The organism is Variovorax sp. Varisp36 (assembly GCF_047304235.1).
Lineage (GTDB): Bacteria > Pseudomonadota > Gammaproteobacteria > Burkholderiales > Burkholderiaceae_C > Variovorax.
Genome location: NZ_JBGLYU010000007.1, coordinates 60,070 through 77,866, shown reverse-complemented (window position 1 = coordinate 77,866; position 17,797 = coordinate 60,070). Strand labels below are relative to the sequence as shown.

Below are 17,797 nucleotides of genomic sequence, written 5' to 3'. Positions count from 1 at the left end.
ACACGCCGTTCTTCTGGACTGATGGGTGGATTACTTGAACGCGACGGCCTTGCCCGACGCATCCTTCACTTCACCCCATGCCTTGGCGATGCTCGCCTTCACGGCGTCGGGCATCGGCACGTAGTCGAGGTCGTCGGCCGTCTTGTCGCCGCTCTTGTAGGCCCAGTCGAAGAACTTGAGCACGGTAGTGGCGTTGGCGGGCTTGTCCTGCACCTTGTGCATCAGGATGAAGGTGGCACCGGTGATGGGCCATGCATCCTTGCCGGCCTGGTTGGTCAGCACCTGGTAGAAGCTCTTGTTCCAGTCGGCGCCGGCGGCGGCGGCCTTGAAGGCCGAGTCGTCGGGCGACACGAAGGTGCCGGCGGCGTTCTGCAGTTGGGCGTACGTCATCTTGTTCTGCTTGACGTAGGCGTACTCGACGTAGCCGATCGAGTTGGGCAGGCGGTTCACGAAGGCTGCGACGCCTTCATTGCCCTTGCCGCCCGCGCCGGTGGGCCAGTTCACGGCCGTGCCTTCGCCGACCTTGCTCTTCCACTCGGCATTGACCTTGCTCAGGTAGTTGGTGAACAGGAAGCTGGTGCCCGAGCCGTCGGCGCGGCGAACCGGGGCGATGGCGGCGTCGGGCAGGTTCAGCGAACCGTTCAGCGCCTTGATGGCGGGGTCGTTCCACTTGGTGACCTTGCCGAGGTAGATGTCGCCCAAGACCTGGCCGTTGAGCTTCAGCTCACCGGGCTTGATGCCGGGAATGTTGACCACGGGGATCACGCCGCCGATGACGGTGGGGAACTGCATCAGGCCCTTGGCCTGCAGTTCGTCGTCCTTCAGGGGAGCGTCCGAAGCGCCGAAATCGACGGTCTTGGCTTCGATCTGCTTGATGCCGGCGCCCGAGCCGACCGACTGGTAGTTGATCTTGACGCCGGTGGCCTTGTTGAAGTCGGACGCCCACTTGGCGTACAGCGGTGCCGGGAAGCTGGCGCCGGCGCCGGTCACGTCCTGGGCGAAGGCGGAAATGGAGAACACCGCGGCCACCAGGCCGGCTGTTGCAAATTTGAACGTCGTTTTCATGAAGCTTCCTTTAGAAGTAAGAAGTAGTCCCTTTTTTGGGCTTGAACGGACTCTAGAAAGCTTGTGTGACATCGGTGTGACACCCCTCTGTCGAGGGAAAATGCCTTCGTTTCCCCCGCGATCCATGTGACGCTGTCACGCAACCGTCATGGTCCGCGCCTAGCCTTGCGAGCCTCGCTGTCGCGCGAATCTGGAGGCTGCGCGCTCTGTCACGGCGCTACGATCAAACACAACAAGACACCCGCCTTCTTCTCGGAACCACATGCAAAACGGCACCCGCCTCGCAGCAGTCGACCTGGGCTCGAACAGCTTCAGGCTCGAAATCGGACAGGTCGATCACGGCCAGATCCACCGCACCGAATACCTCAAGGAGACCGTGCGCCAGGGCAACGGACTGGACAGCGCGCGCAACCTCACCACCGAAGCCATGCAGCGCGGCTGGGACGCCCTCGCTCGCTTCGGCGAGCGGCTGGCCGGCTTCAAGCGCTCGCAGGTGCGAGCCGTAGCCACGCAAACGCTGCGCGAAGCACGCAACCGCGAAGAGTTCCTGCTGCGTGCACGCACCATCCTGGGCTTCGGCATCGACGTGATCCCGGGCCGGGAAGAGGCCCGCCTCATCTATCAGGGCGTGGCGCACATGCTCCCGCACACCGACGCATCCGAGCGCGAGCGCCGGCTGGTGGTCGACATCGGCGGGCGCTCCACTGAAATGATCATCGGCCACGCGCTCGAGGCCGAACTGGTCGAGTCGTACCGCGTCGGCAGCGTCGCCTGGTCGATGAAGCACTTCGCCGAGGGCCAGTTCACGCCCGCAGCCTTCCGCGCCGCCGAAGTGGCCGCCAAGGCCGTGCTCGACGACGCGCTCGGCAGCTACACCCGCGACCAGTGGGACGTGGCCTACGGCGCCTCGGGCACCATCGGCGCGGTCGGCGACGTGCTCGCTGCCGCGGGCGCCGAATCGGGCCTGGTCACCCGCGAAGGCCTCGACTGGCTGCTCGACCGCTTGCTCAAGGCCGGCAGCGCCGACAAGCTGCGCATCGACGGCATGCGCGAGGATCGCAAGGCCGTGATCGGCGGCGGCGTGAGCGTGCTGCGCGCGGTGTTCGACCTGCTCGGCATCGAGGAGATGAAGGTGGCGCAGGGTGCATTGCGCCACGGCGTGCTCTACGAGTTGCTGGAACGCGACGAGAGCGTGGCCGACATGCGCACGGCCACCGTGGCCCGTCTGGCCAGCCGGTTTTCGGTCGATGCGGCCCAGGCCAAGCGCGTGGGCGAAACGGCCGCGTCGCTGTTCGTGCAGCTCTCCCCCGCCGCGCGCGGCGGCAGCACGTCGAGCCGCGCCGGCCGCGCATTGCGCAAACTGGGCTGGGCGGCGCAGCTGCACGAGATCGGCACGCTGGTCTCGCACAGCGACTATCACAAGCACGGCGCCTACATCCTCGACAACACCGACGCGCCCGGCTTCGCGGTGAACGAGATGCACGCGCTCGGCCAGCTGGTGCTTGGCCAGCGCGGCAAGCTGCGCAAGCTCGAAATCGCGCTGGACGACGAGACCTTCGTCATGCAGCTGCTGTCGCTTCGGCTCGCGATCATCCTGTGCCATGCACGCCGCGATCCCGATCCGCTCGCGCTGCATCTCGCGGCATTGGGCGCCAGGGCTTTCACGATTGCCTGCGCGCCCGACTGGGCCGAAGCCTATCCGCAGTCCGCACACCTCCTGCGTGAGGAAGTGCAGGCCTGGCAGAAGACCAGCACCTGGCGCGTGGAACTCAGCGGGGCCTGAGCCGCTTTACTTGGGATCGGGGCCAACCGTCCGACCGGCTGCCACATGGGCCATGCGAGGCTCGTCGTCCCCGAACATGCCGGCATAGGCAGGCTGAACGACCTGGGCAAGCCCTTGCCTCAGCCCTTCCCGGGCAACCGCGGGGTCGTTGAGCAGGCCGTCATACCGGAAGTAGGTCGGCTGACTCAAGTCGGAGGTATGGCTTGCCTGGTAGAGGACAGCCTGATGCTCGTCTCTCAGCAACTGCTCGACCGCCACGATGGGCTTGAAGCTCGAAGTCGCATCGGATGCCCCATAGGCAGTCGTGATCCGCAGGATCAACGTGCCGTAGCCGGGGGTCGGCTGGAGTTCCGGCACCTGCATCTCGGGGAGCTTTCCAGTCGCGCGCATGAAAGGCGTCAGCTTCACCTCGCGGCCGCCGTCCCGCAGGCGCGCCGCCAGCCGCTCTGCGAAATAGCTGTTGAGCCCCATGGGCACACCGCTGTTCCTCACCGCGGCCGTGAACTCCTTGCTGCGCCGGTCCGTGCGGTCGGCCGTCGTCATCCGGCTGTTGGTATCGATGCCAAGTGCCAGCAGCGCGCCGATGGGCCCCAGGAACCCGGCAAAGCTCGTCAGCCCCGAACCACCGCCATCCACGACGATCAGTTCGTCCTCCTGGTTGTAGATGATTTCGACCTTCGCCACCGACCGGGCGGCATCGCGGCTGACCTGCAGCGCAGGCAGGGGTTTGTCCGTCGCGCACCCTGACACAAGGGCTGCGGCAACAAGCAAGGGAGTCAGCATTTTCAACGACATGCCTGCGCTTTCCCGCAGCAGGTTCGTGAAGCTTCTTGGCGAGAGGTTGAGCAGTTTCATGCGTGTTCCCCAGTGAGGTGGCCGACTGGCAATGGCCTTTCCCCTCATCGGGGTCAAGCGAACTGCCGTGGAGTCACTGTAGAAATTGCGCCGCTTGCGCACATGAGCGGTGCGCCCCTTTTCCAGGGAGACAAGCGCCCCGCCCCACCCGGTCTGCAACCATGACAAAGCGCCTGCCCGGAAGCGGCAGGCCGGGGGGCTAGATGAGCTCGGGCGACTGCACCGTGACGACGACGGTCTGCACGTCGCCGTCGCGCTCGCGCGTGCGGATCCACCACAGCGCGCCCTTGCGCACCGGACAGCTGTCCTGCTTGAGGCCGAGCAGGAGCGAGATGGCCTGCCCCACCGAGGGCTGGTGGCCGATCATCAGCACCACCGATTTGCCGTTGGGCCAGCCGGCCGCACCGAGCAGCGCCTCGGGCGTGGTGTCGGGCGCGAGTTCCGAACGCAGCTTGTACTTGCGGCCCAGGGCCAGCGCGGTCTGCTCGCAGCGCCGCGCGGGGCTGCAGATGATGCGCGTGCCGTCGGGCAACTGGCGGTCCAGCCAGCCGGCCATCCGCTTGGCCTGCTTCTCACCGCGCGGGGTGAGCGAGCGCTGCATGTCGTCGCAGCCCTCGGTCCAGTCCTCGGCTTCGGCGTGGCGCCAGAAGATCAAGTCCATGGTCATGGTCCTTCGTGCGTCAGTTGCTGGATGCATCGCGCAGATGCCCTCGTGAAGCATAGCGGTTCATGAGCGCAGACTGCGCACCATGAGCCTCGATGGCGCGCGCCACGCCGTCCTCGCCCGGATGCGTGTCGTGGTCGACGCGCGTGTAGATGCCGTCTGCACCCAGGTCCCAGGCATCGCGCCCGTCGTGCAGATAGGCCACCAGGCATTCGTCGATCAGCCGCTGGCGCAGCGCGGCGTCCGTCACGGGCCAAGCGAGTTCGATACGCCGCATCATGTTGCGGTTCATCCAGTCGGCACTCGACAGGTACAGCGACTCGTCCTCGCCGTTGCGGAAATAGAAGACCCGCGAATGCTCCAGGAAGCGCCCGATCACCGAGCGCACGCGGATGTTGTCGGTCAGCCCCGGCACCTGCGCGGGCAGCGTGCACGCACCGCGCACGATCAGGTCGATCTTCACGCCCTTCTGTCCCGCGCGGATCAGCGAGGCGATGATCTCCTCGTCGGTCAGCGCGTTCATCTTGGCGACGATGCGCGTGGGGTGGCCTGCCGCAGCGGCCATGCCCAGCGCGTCGATCTGCGCCGTGATGTTCTTGTGCAGGTCGAACGGCGCCAGCCACATGCGGTTGAGTCTGGGCAGCCGGCTCTGGCTGGCCATGTGCACGAACACCGCTTCCATGTCGGCCGTCAGCAGCGGGTCGGCCGTGAGGTGGCTGATGTCGGTGTAGAGCCTGGCCGTGCGCGGGTTGTAGTTGCCCGTGGACAGATGGCCGTAGCGGCGCATCTGCTTGCCCTCGCGCCGCGTCACCAGCAGCATCTTGGCGTGGGTCTTCAGGCCGACCACGCCGTACACCACCTGCGCGCCGATCGACTCGAGCATCTCGGCCCAGTTGATGTTGGCCTCTTCGTCGAAGCGTGCCTTCAGCTCCACCACCACCGTGACTTCCTTGCCGCGGCGCACCGCTTCGCGCAACAGGTCCATCAGTTCGGAATCGGTACCCGTGCGATAGATGGTCTGCTTGATCGCCAACACATGCGGATCGAGCACCGCTTCGCGAAGGAACGCAAGCACACCCTCGAAGCTCTCGAAGGGCTGGTGGATCAGGACGTCGCCGCGCTGCAGTCGCTCGAAGAACGACTGCGCCGGCGACAGCGTGACCGGGTACGACGCCGGGTATGGCGGAAACCGCAACTGCGGCTCCTCGAGCAAGTCAGCCAATTGCGTGAGCCGTGCCAGGTTGACCGGCCCGTGCACGCGGTACAGGGACTGCAGCGGCAGGTTGAACTGCGCCAGCAGAAAGCTCGCGAGCGACTCGGCGCAGCTCGCCGACACCTCCAGTCGCACGGCCTGCCCGTAGTGGCGATGCTGCAGCCCCTGGCGCAAGGCGGTGCGCAGGTTCTTCACGTCTTCCTCGTCCACTGCCAGGTCGGAATGCCGAGTGACGCGGAACTGCGAAAAATCGCCCACCTCCCGCCCCGGGAACATGCTGGCAAGGTGCGCACGCACCACGCTCGACAGCGCCACGAAGAGCGTCTTGCCGTCCGACACCTTGGCCGGCATCTTGATCAGGCGCGGCAGCACGCGAGGCACCTTCACGATCTGGATCGGGTTCTCGCGCCCGAACGCGTCCTTGCCACCCAGCCGCACGATGAAGTTGAGCGACTTGTTGGCCACCTGCGGAAACGGATGCGCCGGGTCGAGCCCGACCGGGATCAGCAGCGGGCGCACCTCGCGTTCGAAGTATTCGCCGACCCACTTGCGCTGAGCCGGATTGCGCTCGCCGTGCGAAATGATGTGGATGCCGTGCGTGGCAAAGGTCGGCATCAACTCGTCGTTGTACAGCGCGTACTGGCGCGCCACGAGCTTGTGTGCCGCTTCGGCCAGCCGCTCGAACGACTCGACGGTGTAGACGCCCTTGCGGTCGCCGGCGCTGCCCGCGATCAGGTGCGGCGCGGCGCGAACCTCGAAGAACTCATCGAGGTTGGAAGACACGATGCAAAGGTAGCGCAGCCGCTCGATCAGCGGCACCTCGGGCCGATGGGCCCAGTCGAGCACCCGTTCATTGAATGACAGGATGCTGTGGTCGCGGTCGAGCAGCGTGAACGTGGGCGCCGCGACGGCTGGCGACCGGTCTGCGGGGGCGAGTGACATGGGCACTGATTCTGGAGCAAGCGGCACGGGAGCACACGTAGGCGGAAATATGACAGTGTCGATGTCATTTGTGACGCTCTCATGACATTCTCGTGACGCCACCGCCGCCGTCTTGTGCCCGTCGTGGGACGGGGCAGCCGCCGGCTTCATGCGCCCAGGAAATGCTTGCGGTAGCGCGCCGGCAAATCGTCGATGCGCATCAGCATCGGCAGGTCGGCCGCGTTGAAGTCCGGGTCCCAGGCCGGCGCGCCGAGCACCTTGGCGCCCAGCCGCAGGTAGCCCTTGATGAGCGCCGGCGGCTCCACGTCGAGCGTGCTGTCGAGACGCTCGACCGGCAGCGGCAGGCGGGGCTGCACCTGGTACTGGATCGGCGCCATGTGCTTGGCCGACACCTGGCGCCAGATGCTGGCCGCCGCGTCGCCGTTCGTGACACCGTTGTGTGACATCGGAATGCTCGCGCAGCCGATCATCGTGTCGAGCTTGTTGCGATGCATGAAGCCAGCCAGTGCACCCCACAGCGCGAGGATCACGCCGCCCTGGCGGTGGTCCGGATGCACGCAGCTGCGGCCCAGCTCGACCATGCGCTCGCGCAGGTCGCGCAGCCGGGTGAGGTCGAACTCGGTGTCGCTGTAGGTGCTGCCGACGCGGCGGGCCTGGGCCGGCGTGAGCACGCGGTAAGTACCGATGACCTGCTGCGTCAGCTCGTCGCGCACCAGCAGGTGTTCGCAGAAATCGTCGAACAGGTCGATGTCGTGGCCGGCCAGCGGCGAGGAGACCCGGGCGCCCATTTCGCCGACGAACACGTCGTAGCGCAGTCGCTGGGCGGCTCGCACGTCGTCCAGGTGACGGGCCCAGCCCACGGTGATGCCTTGCTTGGTATCGGCAACCGGCGGCAGGATGACAGCAGGCGCCTGGGGCACCGACGTGCGGGCAACGGCAGGCACACCGGTCGCGGGAGCGGGCCACAAGGCCGCGCGCAGCCCGATCTGTGAAAGCGGAAACGTCGGGTTGGGCAGTTCTTTCATGGGGAACCCTTTCTGCCGAGGGAGTCTCCGCACCTGCCATGAAGCGCGCGTGTCAGGAAGATTGCAGCCGCATGACGATGTTGCGCCGCGCCGCTTCGTCGTTTAATGCAGTGGATTCGCGACATGGAGTTTCCCCACATGGCCCTCGACGCAAACGGCACCGACAGCAACCGCCTTCACCAGACTTTTCCTGTCCTCAGTGACACCGAGATTGCGCGCATTGCGCGCTTCGGCACCGTGCAGCAGTTTGCGCGCGGCAGCCGGCTCTTCACCGCCGGGGAAACCGGTCCCGGCATGTTCGTGCTGCTCAAGGGCGTGGTGGCCGTCACGCAGCGCGACGGCCTTGGCCACGTCGTGCCCATCGTGCGGCAGGGGCCGGGCGAATTCCTGGCCGAAGTCGGCCAGTTGAGCGGCCGCCCCGCCCTGGTCGATGGCCATGCCGACGAAGACGTCGAGGCGCTGCTCGTCTCCCCCGCGCAGTTGCGCGCGTTGCTCGTGGCCGAAGCCGACCTGGGCGAGCGCATCACACGCGCGCTGATCCTGCGGCGCGTGGCGCTGATCGAGTCCGGCGCCAGCGGCCCGGTGCTGATAGGCCAGCCGCAGTCGCCCGACATGGCACGGCTGGAGAACTTTCTTCGCCGCAACGGCTATCCATATCACCTGGTCGACGCCGCCGAAGACCCCGACGCCGCCGCGCTGCTTGCGCAATACGGCGCCAGCAAGCTGCTGGCCGTGTGCCCCGACGGCTCGGTGCTGGTCAACCCGGCTGACGACGCGCTCGCGCGCTGCCTGGGCATGGTCGACACCGCCGAGCGCAACGAGTTGTTCGACGTGGCCGTCGTCGGTGCCGGGCCGGCAGGGCTCGCCACCGCCGTCTATGCGGCCTCCGAAGGCCTGCGCGTCATCGTGCTCGACTGCCGCGCCTTCGGCGGCCAGGCGGGCGCGAGCGCGCGCATCGAGAACTACCTGGGCTTCCCGACCGGCATCTCGGGGCAAGCGCTGGCGGGCCGGGCTTTCGTGCAGGCGCAGAAGTTCGGCGTCGAGATGCTGATTCCAGCCAAGGTGGTGTCGCTCGACTGTTCGCGCGACAACGCCCTCGACAGCCTGGCCGTTGCCCTGGCCGATGGCCGCACGATCCATGCGCGCACCGTCGTCATTGCCAGCGGCGCGCGCTACCGGCGTCCCGAAGTACCGCGTCTCGCCGAATTCGAAGGCCGCGGCATCTGGTACTGGGCCTCGGCCATCGAGGCGAAGATCTGCGCGCAGCAAGAGGTGGCGCTGGTGGGCGGCGGCAACTCGGCGGGACAGGCGGCGGTGTTCCTGTCGCGCCACGCGGCCAAGGTCAACGTGCTCGTGCGCGGCCCGTCGCTGGCCGCCAGCATGTCGCGCTACCTGATCGATCGCATCGAGGCCACACCCAACATCTCGCTGCAGCCCCACACCGAGCTCGTACGCCTGCACGGCGACTCCGACGAAGGCCTCACCGGAGCGACATGGCGCTGTCACACCAGCGGCGCCGAACATGACTGCCCGGCGCGCAACATCTTCCTGTTCGTTGGCGCCGAGCCCGAAGCCTCGTGGCTCGAAGGCTGCGGGGTGGCCGTCGACAAGCACGGCTTCGTGCTCACCGGCGCCGCCGCGAGCAGCGGCTTTCCGGCGCGGCCGGCCGCGGCGCTCGAATCGAGCGTGCCGGGCGTATTCGCCGTGGGCGACGTGCGATCGGGTTCGGTCAAGCGCGTGGGCGGCGCCATCGGCGAGGGCGCGGCCGCGGTCGCGCTGATCCATCAGCACCTGTCGCAGGCCTCGGCCGTGGCTTGAGGCGCGCATCCATCCGCCAAGCTAGGCCAAACACTTGCGCCCCGCACGCGTTCGAAAGGCCGCGTATATGCTGCCGGGCTCGCATCACATCACGGAGTGCAAGTAGATATGCCCGCATCACCCATCGAGGTCTATTCCTGGCCCACGCCGAACGGCCACAAGGTTCACGTCATGCTCGAGGAATGCGGCCTGCCGTACCACGCGCACCCCGTGAACATCGGCAAGGGAGATCAGTTCGCGCCCGAGTTCCTGCAGATCAGCCCGAACAACAAGATCCCCGCCATCACCGACCCCGACGGTCCCGATGGCAAACCCATCTCGCTCTTCGAATCGGGCGCCATCCTCGTCTACCTTGCGGGCAAGACCGGCAAGTTTCTGCCCACCGGCGATCGCGAACGCTACGACGTGCTGCAGTGGCTCATGTTCCAGATGGGCGGCGTCGGCCCCATGCTCGGTCAGGCGCACCACTTCCGTCTGTACGCGCCCGAGAAGATCGCCTATGCCATCGACCGGTACAGCAACGAAGCCAAGCGCCTGTACGGCGTGATCGACAAGCAGTTGTCGAAAAACAGGTTCATTGCCGGCAAGAGCTATTCGATTGCCGACATTGCAATCTTTCCATGGCTTCGCAGTTGGGAGAACCAGGGCATTACCCTCACCGACTTTCCGCACCTGAAGGCCTGGTTCGACGGCATCGCCGCGCGCCCCGCCGTGCAGCGCGGCGTGAAAGTGCTGGCCGACCTGCGCCAGCCGATCACCGGCGACAAGGAGCGCGAGATTCTTTTTGGCAAGACGCAGTACGAGAAACGCTGAGAAGTCCGAGAAGAGTCAATATCCGGGCTAGAATCAAAGGCTTGTCGGGGTGTAGCGCAGCCTGGTAGCGCATCTGGTTTGGGACCAGAGGGTCGAAGGTTCGAATCCTTTCGCCCCGACCATAGAAAACGCAATGCGGACAGTCACTCAAGTGGCTGTCCGCATTTTCGTTTCTGCGTGATGGTGTCCCTGTATGCCGTCGGCAGTGTTCACTTCGGGTGCGGGCCTTGCGCTCAAAAAAGGACCACCCATTCGCCGCGCAGGTATCGGTAGTGGTAGCTGGGCCCCGAAAAGGTAGTGCTGCGGCTGTAGCCCGCGCCAAAACGAAATACCTGCGAGCCCCTGACCGGACTTTGAAGGCTCAGGTCGAACAATCTCGTTGGTTGATTCAAATCGTGATTGATCGTCTCATTGCCAAGCCCCGCCGTCAGGGAAGCCGTCCATCCCTGGAAGCGGTGCCGCCAGCCGATCGCCAGCATCGACTCGCTGTAGCTCTTCGGATTGAAATAGGCTCTGTCCACGTCCTCATGGGTGCTTCGGTACGTTCGGTAGCGCGCCTGCAAGGTCAGCCCCAGATCGAGTGACGGCTGATAGATCAGCCGCAGGCGGGCATGGTCCCGTCGGTTGCCGTCCGAAAAATATTGCTGCCCCAGCAGTCCGACCAGAGTCAAATGGCTTCCCAGCCCCTGGTCCACGGCAACCCCGACAAACGAAAAATCGATCCCGCGGTCCAGGGACTTCGGAGTTTCCACCCAGTCGCGGGTTACGAGAAACTCCACCGCGGTACTCTTCGTGGGTGACATGCGGTAACTGCCGTCCAGTGTCAGCAGCGTGTGTCCTCCCTGCTGAAACAGGCCGGCCTCCAGGGCCCCTCCATCGCCAGTCCTGGATTCGATCGAACGGGCTAGAAATGAAATCTTCTTTCCGGCCCTTTGCCAGCTATTTTGCTTGTATTGGTAGTCGGAGAGACGAAAACCCAGGTAGCGATCGGCATTCTCGAAAGCGGGGAAGAATTCGGCCGACACCCTCCTCGATTGAAAATTGTCGCTGTCGCTGGTCAGGAAAAATTCCGTGCCAAAAGCCATGTCGCTTGGTTTTTCCTTGCCTTTTTCTTCGTCGGCTTTACAGGGTCCAGCCAGCACCACGGCCCCAGAGAGGACGGCAATGGAATATCTCAATGCCCCCATCATTTCGTCCCCCAGGCCTTGGGCTTTCTGAACAGCTCATCCAGATATCCGAGAATACTGGCGGGCTGCAGCAGCAGGCTGTACAAGAGCACATAAACGAAGAAGCCCTGGATATTTTTTCGCACGACCAAGCCCGTTTTTTTGAACATTCTGCGTTCGATTGAAAACATCAGAAGACTCAACGCGAATGCCGCCGGTATCAGCGCGAGCGTCATTACGCCCACAATCCAGTAATAACCGAAAAGCGCGAATATGATTCCTGGAATGAATCCGATGGTGTATGCCAGATCCAGCCATGGAAACACCAGGTTCCAATAAATGAAAAATGTCGACAACCTGGGTTTGAAGAGGATTCCCGGGTGCTTGACAAAGGCCTCGGTCATGCCGCGTGCCCATCGCTGGCGCTGCTTGACCAACTGCCTGATGGTGCTGGGCACATTGGTAAACAAGCACGCATCCTCACAGTGACCCACCCGGTACCCGGCTTTCAGCAGGGCCCACGTCAGCACGATGTCCTCTCCCACGCACTCAGGCCACCCTCCAACCTCGATCAGCGCGGCCCGGTCGTAAATGGAAAACGCACCCTGCGCAACCAATGTGCCTTGGAACAGCGATTGCACCCGCTTGATTGCTGCGATACCGTGAAAATAGTCCCATTCCTGGCAGCGGGTGATCCAATTTTGCCTCGAGTTCCGGACCAGGATTTTTCCTGCGACGGCCCGGGTATTGGGTGGATCGGCCCGGTAACGCTCGACAATACTGGCGAGCGCTCCTCGGTACAGAAAAGAGTCGGCATCCACGGTAACAACCAGGTCATGCAAGACTTCCTTGAATCCGATATTCAAGGCCCGGGCTTTGCCTCCGTTTTTTTTCAGATCGACGAAGGTGAGCCAGGGGTACTGATCCTTGGTTCGCTGGACGACAAGAGAAGTGTTGTCCGTGGATCCGTCATTGATCACGAGAACCTGCAGTTCGCCGGGATAATTCTGGCGCCCGATGCTGGCAAGCGTCTCCTCAATGGAGGCTTCCTCGTTGTAAGCGGCCACCAGAATGGAAATTGGGGGATAGACGGACAGCGGGGAATGGGTCGGCCTCTTGTCGAGCAGCAGGCTTATGGCCATGAAGGCATTCATGAAGCCCGGAATAATGGCAATTCCATATACCAGGAAAATGGCCAGCACGGTACCGAGGTAACTCTTCAAATCGGCCAGCCACGCCTCCGCAGCCCATATTGAAAATCCCATCCACGCGGTGGCACCAATTAACGCGATAAGGAATTTCCCTGAAACCGACAGGTAAAGCAATGGCAGTGCTTTTTGACCATCTTCGTTCATATCGCCCTTGATAGTTCCATGGAATGTAACGCTCAAGAAACGTGCTGAACAGTGTGTTCAACCCCCTCGCGCAGCTTTGGCGCCACGCGGATTCGGTCAGACCTTCCCTGACTACGAAATTAGACTTCCTCCAATCAAACTCGATTCGGCTCCCACACGGATTCGAACTACGGTCCCGCCCCGCAAGTCAAGGCGCGGAACTCGGTAGAATCCGCCGCTGCCGACTGAAGGTAAAGCATCTAAGTCGTTGATTTTCCGGGCTTCCCTTCAGCCTGGAATCTGCCCGTAGCTCAGTTGGATAGAGCACCTGCCTTCTAAGCAGGTTGTCGGGGGTTCGATCCCCTCCGGGCAGGCCATTTTGTTGCTCCAGACCACATGCAACAAGTTTGGCCTGGAACCGCTGGCCCCCTCAGATGGACTGGTGCCGCCTTGGGCTCCGGAGGCCGAGTTGCCCCAACGGATCTACGCCACCAACATGGGGCTGCTCCGGCAGGCAGATGGTGTCATCGCGAATCTAGCACCGTTCCGCGGCGTCGAGCCGGACTCAGGCACCGTCTTGGAGGTGGGCGTGGCCGTGGCCCCGTGGCTTGCCGGTCGTCGCTTACGGCATACAGCCCGGCAGCTATGCCGACAGAGTGAAGGCAGGCATGCGCACGACCCGTGGAGATGATGGCGCGCTTCGAGACGCCAATGGGCTAATCGTCGAAGACCTCGGGCTCCCTTTGAACCTCATGCTGGCGTGCTCGGTGAGGTTCGCAGCATCCGCCGAAGAGGCGCTTCGGCAACTCGCGCAGGTCCTGAAGGCAGCTGCTTAGGCTGCGTCACCACGCTGACGTGCCGCTCGCAGATGTCACCGGCGTTCTTACTAAGCAGCGGTGGGCCGCGCGAGCTCGACCGGCAACTGGGCAATGAGGTGGTGCCGGCGCTTCGCGCATTCAGAACGCCGGCACCTCAGGCATCCCTCCTCAATGAAACGCTCGCAAGCTCACGATTTGAGATTCGATAGTCGCTGCGGCGCCAAGAGCTAGATAGATGCAACTTGTAGGTGTCGTCTCAAGGCACTGCATGAGAATCAGATCTTCTGAGCGCGCCATATTCAAGAGATCACTTGGTGGCAAGGCTCCGGTGCTACCCCAACCCTGGCGAAACCAAGAGCGCAAGGTCGCGACGGACATTGGGCGCATGCTCAAAACCAACCAACTACTCTTCATCTGCCGCCAGATAGCTAAAAGGCTTGCATCACCTAACGCATCTTGAAGAGCAGCGCCAAAAAATCGTATCCCCTCCTCATATTCAACAAGCCACTCACCGATACTTTCGCTAGGCAACCCCTTGAGATCCACGCCTAGCGGCTTCCAGATTCCTTGATGTCGCGTGACGCGATTTGCGGGTTGCAGCGTCTCATGACTAACCAAAGTCCATTGATGGGCGTAGCCATGTTCAGCCAGAGCCCTTCTAGTCTTAGCAAGAACATCGCCGCAACTGCTTCCAGAAACTGCTCGCGGCCAATGGAATTCCATGCCTGCGCAGCCATGCATTTGCAGATGAACCAAAAGTTGCTGGTTCCAGCCGGTTTCCTCAAGAGAGTAAATTTTCATCAGTAGTCGAAATGTCGGCCGCACATGTCGTTGAAATGTGGTCCCCGATTTTGAGGATCGCTTGGCCCAAAATCGTGCCCCTTCGCATCATCTCTGATGGTGACTCTTCGCGTACCCCCTCCCGGAGCCGGGATATCGAAATCGTATTGTCTGCCTGGCTGTGGATTTCCGCGTAGATCAGCGTTCGGCCGAGTTTGACTCGGCGACTGACTTGTGGGCACGTCGCTGAGCCGTTTTGCTTCATTAAAGGCTCCAGATCGACCACTTCCGAGCGGGGAAAAATTCATTGGTCGCGATCCGCCACCCGCCAAAGGGATCGGCGCTATCTGCGGTCCGCCGTTACTAGAGGGGCGGCCACCTGCCATAGGCAGTGGATAAACGCGCTTGCCGTCTCCCATCAACCCCGAAACATCACTATCGCCCAACGGATTTGCATCCACATAGCCAAACCGATTCCATCCCCCATCCAACCCAATCGGGTCCGGCTGGCTGTACCGCCCGGTCCTCGCGTCGTAGCTCCTGAAGTAGTTGTAGAACAGTCCCGATTCCTCATCCGCATACTGCCCCGGATAGCGCAGGTTGAACTTCACGTCCGAGATCCTGGTGGTGCCCGGGTTCGGTGTGATGTCGAGGTTGGCGAACCGGTGCTTCCCAACGGTCGGCTTGTCCTCCCCGAACGCGCTGTAGCTCCATTGCCAGACGGGCTGGCCATCCGCGTTGCTGAGTTTGCGCGGCGTGTTCAAGTGATCGCTGTGCACCGCATAGGTCGCGCCGTTGATCACGGCCGCAATCGGCATCGGTCCATTCGCCGTCGGCAGGTAGATGTAGCTGGCCTGCCCCGCACTGTTCGCGCCGCCGCTGCCTGCCTCCGAGATCAAGCTGCCGTTCTCGTCGTAGACGTAGGCATACCCCAGCTGCTCCGCCTCGGCCGTGGCCGGGCTCCACAGCTTCGTGAAGAACGCGATCAGGCTCTGCATGAAGCCCGGGTCGGCTTCGTCATCCTGGCCCGGCGGGTACAGCGGCTCGGTCTTGAACACCCGCTGGCCCAGCGCGTTGTGCGCGTAGCGCGTGGTCGGGCTCACGTCGGTCGCGCCGGTGGTGGCCGCGGCCAGGCGGCCCTCGGCGTCGTAGGTGTAGCTGCGAAGCCCATCGCTCACGAGGTCGCCGTTGGCGTTGTAGCCGTAGGTGACGCTGGTGCTACTCGCGCCGTTGATGCTCTGGGTGAAGCCGGTGAGCTGGTTGCTGGTGGCGCCCACGCTGTAGGTGCGGCTGGTGCTTTGGGTTCCGAGCACCCGGGTGCTGCTCGATCGGTTGCCGTTGGCGTCGTAGCCGAAGCCGGCGGTGCTGCCGGTGGCATTGAAGGCGGTGATGCGGCCCACGGCGTTGTAGCCCACAGTCCAGGTGATGTCGCTGGCGCCGATGGTGCTGTGGGTGGGGTCGGTGTCGCCCGGCGCGTAGAGGTTCTGCGTCAGGCTGGTGATGCGCCCGGCCGCGTCGTAGACGTAGCTGCTGAACTCGGTGGCGGTCATGCGCCCGGCGGGGTCATAACTACGGCTGGCGGCCAGGCTCGGGCTGGCGAAGGCCCAGGTCCAACCGGTGGGCTGGCCCAGCGGGTTCCAGGCGATGCCGGTGATGAGCGGGTTGCCGCTCAGGTTCAGGCCCGTGAGGCGGCCGGTGGCGTCGTAGCTGTGGGTGAGCAGTCCGCCATTGTTGGGATAGCCGATGCTCGCCAGGGTGCCGTTGGGGTTGTAGCTGTAGCTGACCTGCTGCACGCTGCCGTTGGCCAGGGTCTGCTTCTTGAAGGTGACGCGGCCGAAGCCGTCGCGGGTGTATTCGGTGGTGCCGCTGCGGTCGAGGATCTCCGAGAGGTAGCCCTTGCTGTTGGCGCTCAGGTCATAGCGCAGCGTGGTGGTCTTGCCGTCGGCGAAGACTAGGCTGGTGGGACGGCCCAGGGCGTCGCGGGTGATGGTGGTGGCCTGGCCGAGGGCATCGGTGGTCTGGCTGGGCAGGCCGAGGGCGTCGTATTGGATGCTGGCGCCGCCGGTGTCGGCGCTGCTTTCGGCCATCGCGTTCCCTTGGGCGTCACGGGCGTAGGTGGTGGTCACGCCCTTGAAGTCCTTGGCTTCGGTGACGGCGTCCAGAGTGTTGTACTTGAGGGTGGCGGTGGCGTTGGCCGCATCGGTCACGGCCTTGATGCGGCGCAGCCCGTCCAGGCTGTACTGGGTGCTCTGGTTCAGGCCGTTGGTCTGGGTGACCAGTTCGCCGTTGGCGTCGTAGCCGAAGGCGCTGGCCTGGTTGGGACCTTCGGTCTGGGCGCTGAGGCGGTTGATGGCGTTGATGGTGCGCGCGGCGTTCCATGCCACGTTGCCGGCGCTGTCCTTGATCTGCTCGGCGGTGCGGTTGCCCATGCCGTCCAGGGTGAAGCTGCCGCTCTCGCCGCGGTTGTTGCTCCAGCCGGTCAGGCGGTGGGCGGCGTCATAGCTGTAGGTGAGGACCAGGCCGGTGGGCAGCGTGATCGTCTCGACCGTGCCGTAGGGCTTGTAGGTCAGGACCGTGGTCTGGCCGCCGACGGTCTGGGTCAGCAGGCGGTCGCGTGGGTCGTAGGTGTAGGTGGTGACCAGGCCGTTGGGGGCGGTTGCGCTCACCACGCGGTTGGCGTTGTCGTAGGTGTAGCTGGTGACGTGGCCCAGGGCGTTGGTGGCCGTGAGAGCGTTGCCGCGGGGGTCATAGGTGTAGCTGGTGACGGCGCCGTTGGGCTCGGCGGCGGTGGCCACCAGCTGCTGGGCGTTGTAGGTCCATTGCCAGAGCTGGGCCTGGTTGGTCACCGTGTCGGTGATCGTGCGAGTCAGGACATTGCCGAGGGCGTCGTAGGTGTAGGCGGTGGTGCGGCCGGTCTGGGTGACCAGCGCGGGCAGCGAGAAGGTGGGATGCCACTGGGTGGTCACCATCTGCGCTTCGGGGGTAGCGGAAGCTCGCACAACGGTGGTCGGCAGGCGACGGGCAACGTCCCAAGTCGTTGTCGTGACCACGCCCTTGAAGTCGGTCTCGGAGGTGATCAGGCCGTTGGCGTCTTGGATGCGCGAGGCAGCGTCGGCCTCGCCCGTCCCCGATGGCAACGAGCCACCTGTTACCGCGAGCTTGCCTTTGATGGTGCTGTAGCTGTAGCTGCGGCTGGTGCCCAGTGGGTCCGTGATGTGCGCATTGCCAGCGGAAGGATAGCTGACCCCATAACGATCCACCGAGCCTGCCAGCGCTGAATCGATTGCGCGTCCCTGTGGGTCATATGCGAAGGTAGCGAAGCGCGCTCCAGTCTCGTCGAGGATGCCCGTGAGAGCCTGCGAGAAGGAAACGTTCTCATAGACGAAGGTGCGGCTCTTGGCGTCAGGATAGGTCACAACGGCGAGGCGACCCATCGAATCATAGGCAAAGCCGATGGAGCGCAAGTCTGGCGTGAGAACACCGACCAGTTGACCGGCCGAGTTGTAGTTCAGTGCAAGCGT

Annotated in this window: 13 protein-coding genes and 2 tRNA genes; 6 read left to right on the top strand and 9 right to left on the bottom strand. The window is 63.9% G+C overall.

Features of this window, described 5'->3' with window-relative positions; genetic code table 11:
* Positions 1-30 precede the first annotated feature (30 nt).
* Entirely contained in the window at positions 31-1,065 is a 1,035-nt protein-coding gene (gene pstS / locus ACCD11_RS06695; protein ID WP_007836647.1) for a phosphate ABC transporter substrate-binding protein PstS, read from the bottom strand.
* A gap of 262 nt (positions 1,066-1,327) precedes the next feature.
* On the opposite strand from pstS, the gene ACCD11_RS06690 reads away from it, so the two are divergent.
* Positions 1,328-2,848 carry a Ppx/GppA phosphatase family protein gene (locus ACCD11_RS06690; RefSeq protein WP_007836646.1) on the top strand — a complete coding sequence of 507 codons (1,521 nt, stop codon included), beginning with the start codon at positions 1,328-1,330 and terminating at the stop codon, positions 2,846-2,848.
* Positions 2,849-2,854: 6 nt separating this feature from the next.
* On the opposite strand, the gene ACCD11_RS06685 is transcribed toward ACCD11_RS06690, so the two are convergent.
* The 4 genes from ACCD11_RS06685 to ACCD11_RS06670 form a co-directional block, all read right to left on the bottom strand.
* On the bottom strand, positions 2,855-3,703 hold the full coding sequence (locus ACCD11_RS06685; RefSeq protein ID WP_413313113.1) for a hypothetical protein: 849 nt from the start codon (positions 3,701-3,703) through the stop codon (positions 2,855-2,857).
* 199 nt (positions 3,704-3,902) lie between these two features.
* A complete protein-coding gene (locus tag ACCD11_RS06680; RefSeq protein ID WP_413313111.1) occupies positions 3,903-4,364 on the bottom strand; it encodes a SixA phosphatase family protein in 462 nt (153 codons plus the stop codon).
* Between the two features lie 19 nt (positions 4,365-4,383).
* Positions 4,384-6,522, bottom strand: coding sequence for a polyphosphate kinase 1 (gene ppk1, locus ACCD11_RS06675; RefSeq protein ID WP_237726152.1), 2,139 nt, complete (start codon positions 6,520-6,522; stop codon positions 4,384-4,386).
* A gap of 146 nt (positions 6,523-6,668) precedes the next feature.
* Positions 6,669-7,547, bottom strand: coding sequence for a GNAT family N-acetyltransferase (locus tag ACCD11_RS06670; RefSeq protein WP_007836639.1), 879 nt, complete (start codon positions 7,545-7,547; stop codon positions 6,669-6,671).
* Between the two features lie 138 nt (positions 7,548-7,685).
* Here ACCD11_RS06670 and ACCD11_RS06665 point away from each other — a divergent pair, with 138 nt between their 5' ends.
* From ACCD11_RS06665 to ACCD11_RS06655, 3 genes are all read left to right on the top strand, one after another.
* Complete coding sequence (locus ACCD11_RS06665) at positions 7,686-9,365, top strand: FAD-dependent oxidoreductase (RefSeq protein ID WP_413313109.1); 1,680 nt, start codon at positions 7,686-7,688, stop codon at positions 9,363-9,365.
* A gap of 108 nt (positions 9,366-9,473) precedes the next feature.
* Positions 9,474-10,178 carry a glutathione binding-like protein gene (locus ACCD11_RS06660; protein ID WP_007836635.1) on the top strand — a complete coding sequence of 235 codons (705 nt, stop codon included), beginning with the start codon at positions 9,474-9,476 and terminating at the stop codon, positions 10,176-10,178.
* Positions 10,179-10,223: 45 nt separating this feature from the next.
* A tRNA-Pro gene (locus ACCD11_RS06655) sits at positions 10,224-10,300 on the top strand.
* Positions 10,301-10,411: 111 nt separating this feature from the next.
* Here the strand turns inward: ACCD11_RS06655 and ACCD11_RS06650 are convergent.
* Positions 10,412-11,365 carry a hypothetical protein gene (locus ACCD11_RS06650; protein ID WP_413313195.1) on the bottom strand — a complete coding sequence of 318 codons (954 nt, stop codon included), beginning with the start codon at positions 11,363-11,365 and terminating at the stop codon, positions 10,412-10,414.
* Entirely contained in the window at positions 11,365-12,735 is a 1,371-nt protein-coding gene (locus ACCD11_RS06645) for a glycosyltransferase (RefSeq protein WP_413313107.1), read from the bottom strand. Before ACCD11_RS06645 ends, ACCD11_RS06650 begins: the two co-directional genes overlap by 1 nt.
* Before the next feature lie 243 nt (positions 12,736-12,978).
* On the opposite strand from ACCD11_RS06645, the gene ACCD11_RS06640 reads away from it, so the two are divergent.
* Both ACCD11_RS06640 and ACCD11_RS06635 read left to right on the top strand, forming a co-directional pair.
* Positions 12,979-13,055, top strand: a tRNA-Arg gene (locus ACCD11_RS06640).
* A gap of 65 nt (positions 13,056-13,120) precedes the next feature.
* Positions 13,121-13,369, top strand: a complete 249-nt coding sequence (locus ACCD11_RS06635) for a nucleoside 2-deoxyribosyltransferase (protein WP_413313194.1) — start codon at positions 13,121-13,123, stop codon at positions 13,367-13,369.
* Between the two features lie 295 nt (positions 13,370-13,664).
* On the opposite strand, the gene ACCD11_RS06630 is transcribed toward ACCD11_RS06635, so the two are convergent.
* Positions 13,665-14,297 (bottom strand): hypothetical protein, encoded by a 633-nt coding sequence (locus ACCD11_RS06630; RefSeq protein ID WP_413313105.1) that lies wholly within the window; start codon positions 14,295-14,297, stop codon positions 13,665-13,667.
* Positions 14,297-17,692, bottom strand: coding sequence for an RHS repeat-associated core domain-containing protein (locus tag ACCD11_RS06625; protein WP_413313193.1), 3,396 nt, complete (start codon positions 17,690-17,692; stop codon positions 14,297-14,299). Before ACCD11_RS06625 ends, ACCD11_RS06630 begins: the two co-directional genes overlap by 1 nt.
* Positions 17,693-17,797 lie beyond the last annotated feature (105 nt).

Coding starts and splice junctions, on each gene's coding strand:
- ACCD11_RS06650 (WP_413313195.1), bottom strand. CDS start 11,365: ATGGGGGCATTGAGATATTCCATTGCCGTCCTCTCTGGGGCCGTGGTG.
- ACCD11_RS06665 (WP_413313109.1), top strand. CDS start 7,686: ATGGCCCTCGACGCAAACGGCACCGACAGCAACCGCCTTCACCAGACT.
- ACCD11_RS06660 (WP_007836635.1), top strand. CDS start 9,474: ATGCCCGCATCACCCATCGAGGTCTATTCCTGGCCCACGCCGAACGGC.
- ACCD11_RS06670 (WP_007836639.1), bottom strand. CDS start 7,547: ATGAAAGAACTGCCCAACCCGACGTTTCCGCTTTCACAGATCGGGCTG.
- ppk1 (WP_237726152.1), bottom strand. CDS start 6,522: ATGTCACTCGCCCCCGCAGACCGGTCGCCAGCCGTCGCGGCGCCCACG.
- ACCD11_RS06680 (WP_413313111.1), bottom strand. CDS start 4,364: ATGGACTTGATCTTCTGGCGCCACGCCGAAGCCGAGGACTGGACCGAG.
- ACCD11_RS06690 (WP_007836646.1), top strand. CDS start 1,328: ATGCAAAACGGCACCCGCCTCGCAGCAGTCGACCTGGGCTCGAACAGC.
- ACCD11_RS06630 (WP_413313105.1), bottom strand. CDS start 14,297: ATGAAAATTTACTCTCTTGAGGAAACCGGCTGGAACCAGCAACTTTTG.
- pstS (WP_007836647.1), bottom strand. CDS start 1,065: ATGAAAACGACGTTCAAATTTGCAACAGCCGGCCTGGTGGCCGCGGTG.
- ACCD11_RS06685 (WP_413313113.1), bottom strand. CDS start 3,703: ATGAAACTGCTCAACCTCTCGCCAAGAAGCTTCACGAACCTGCTGCGG.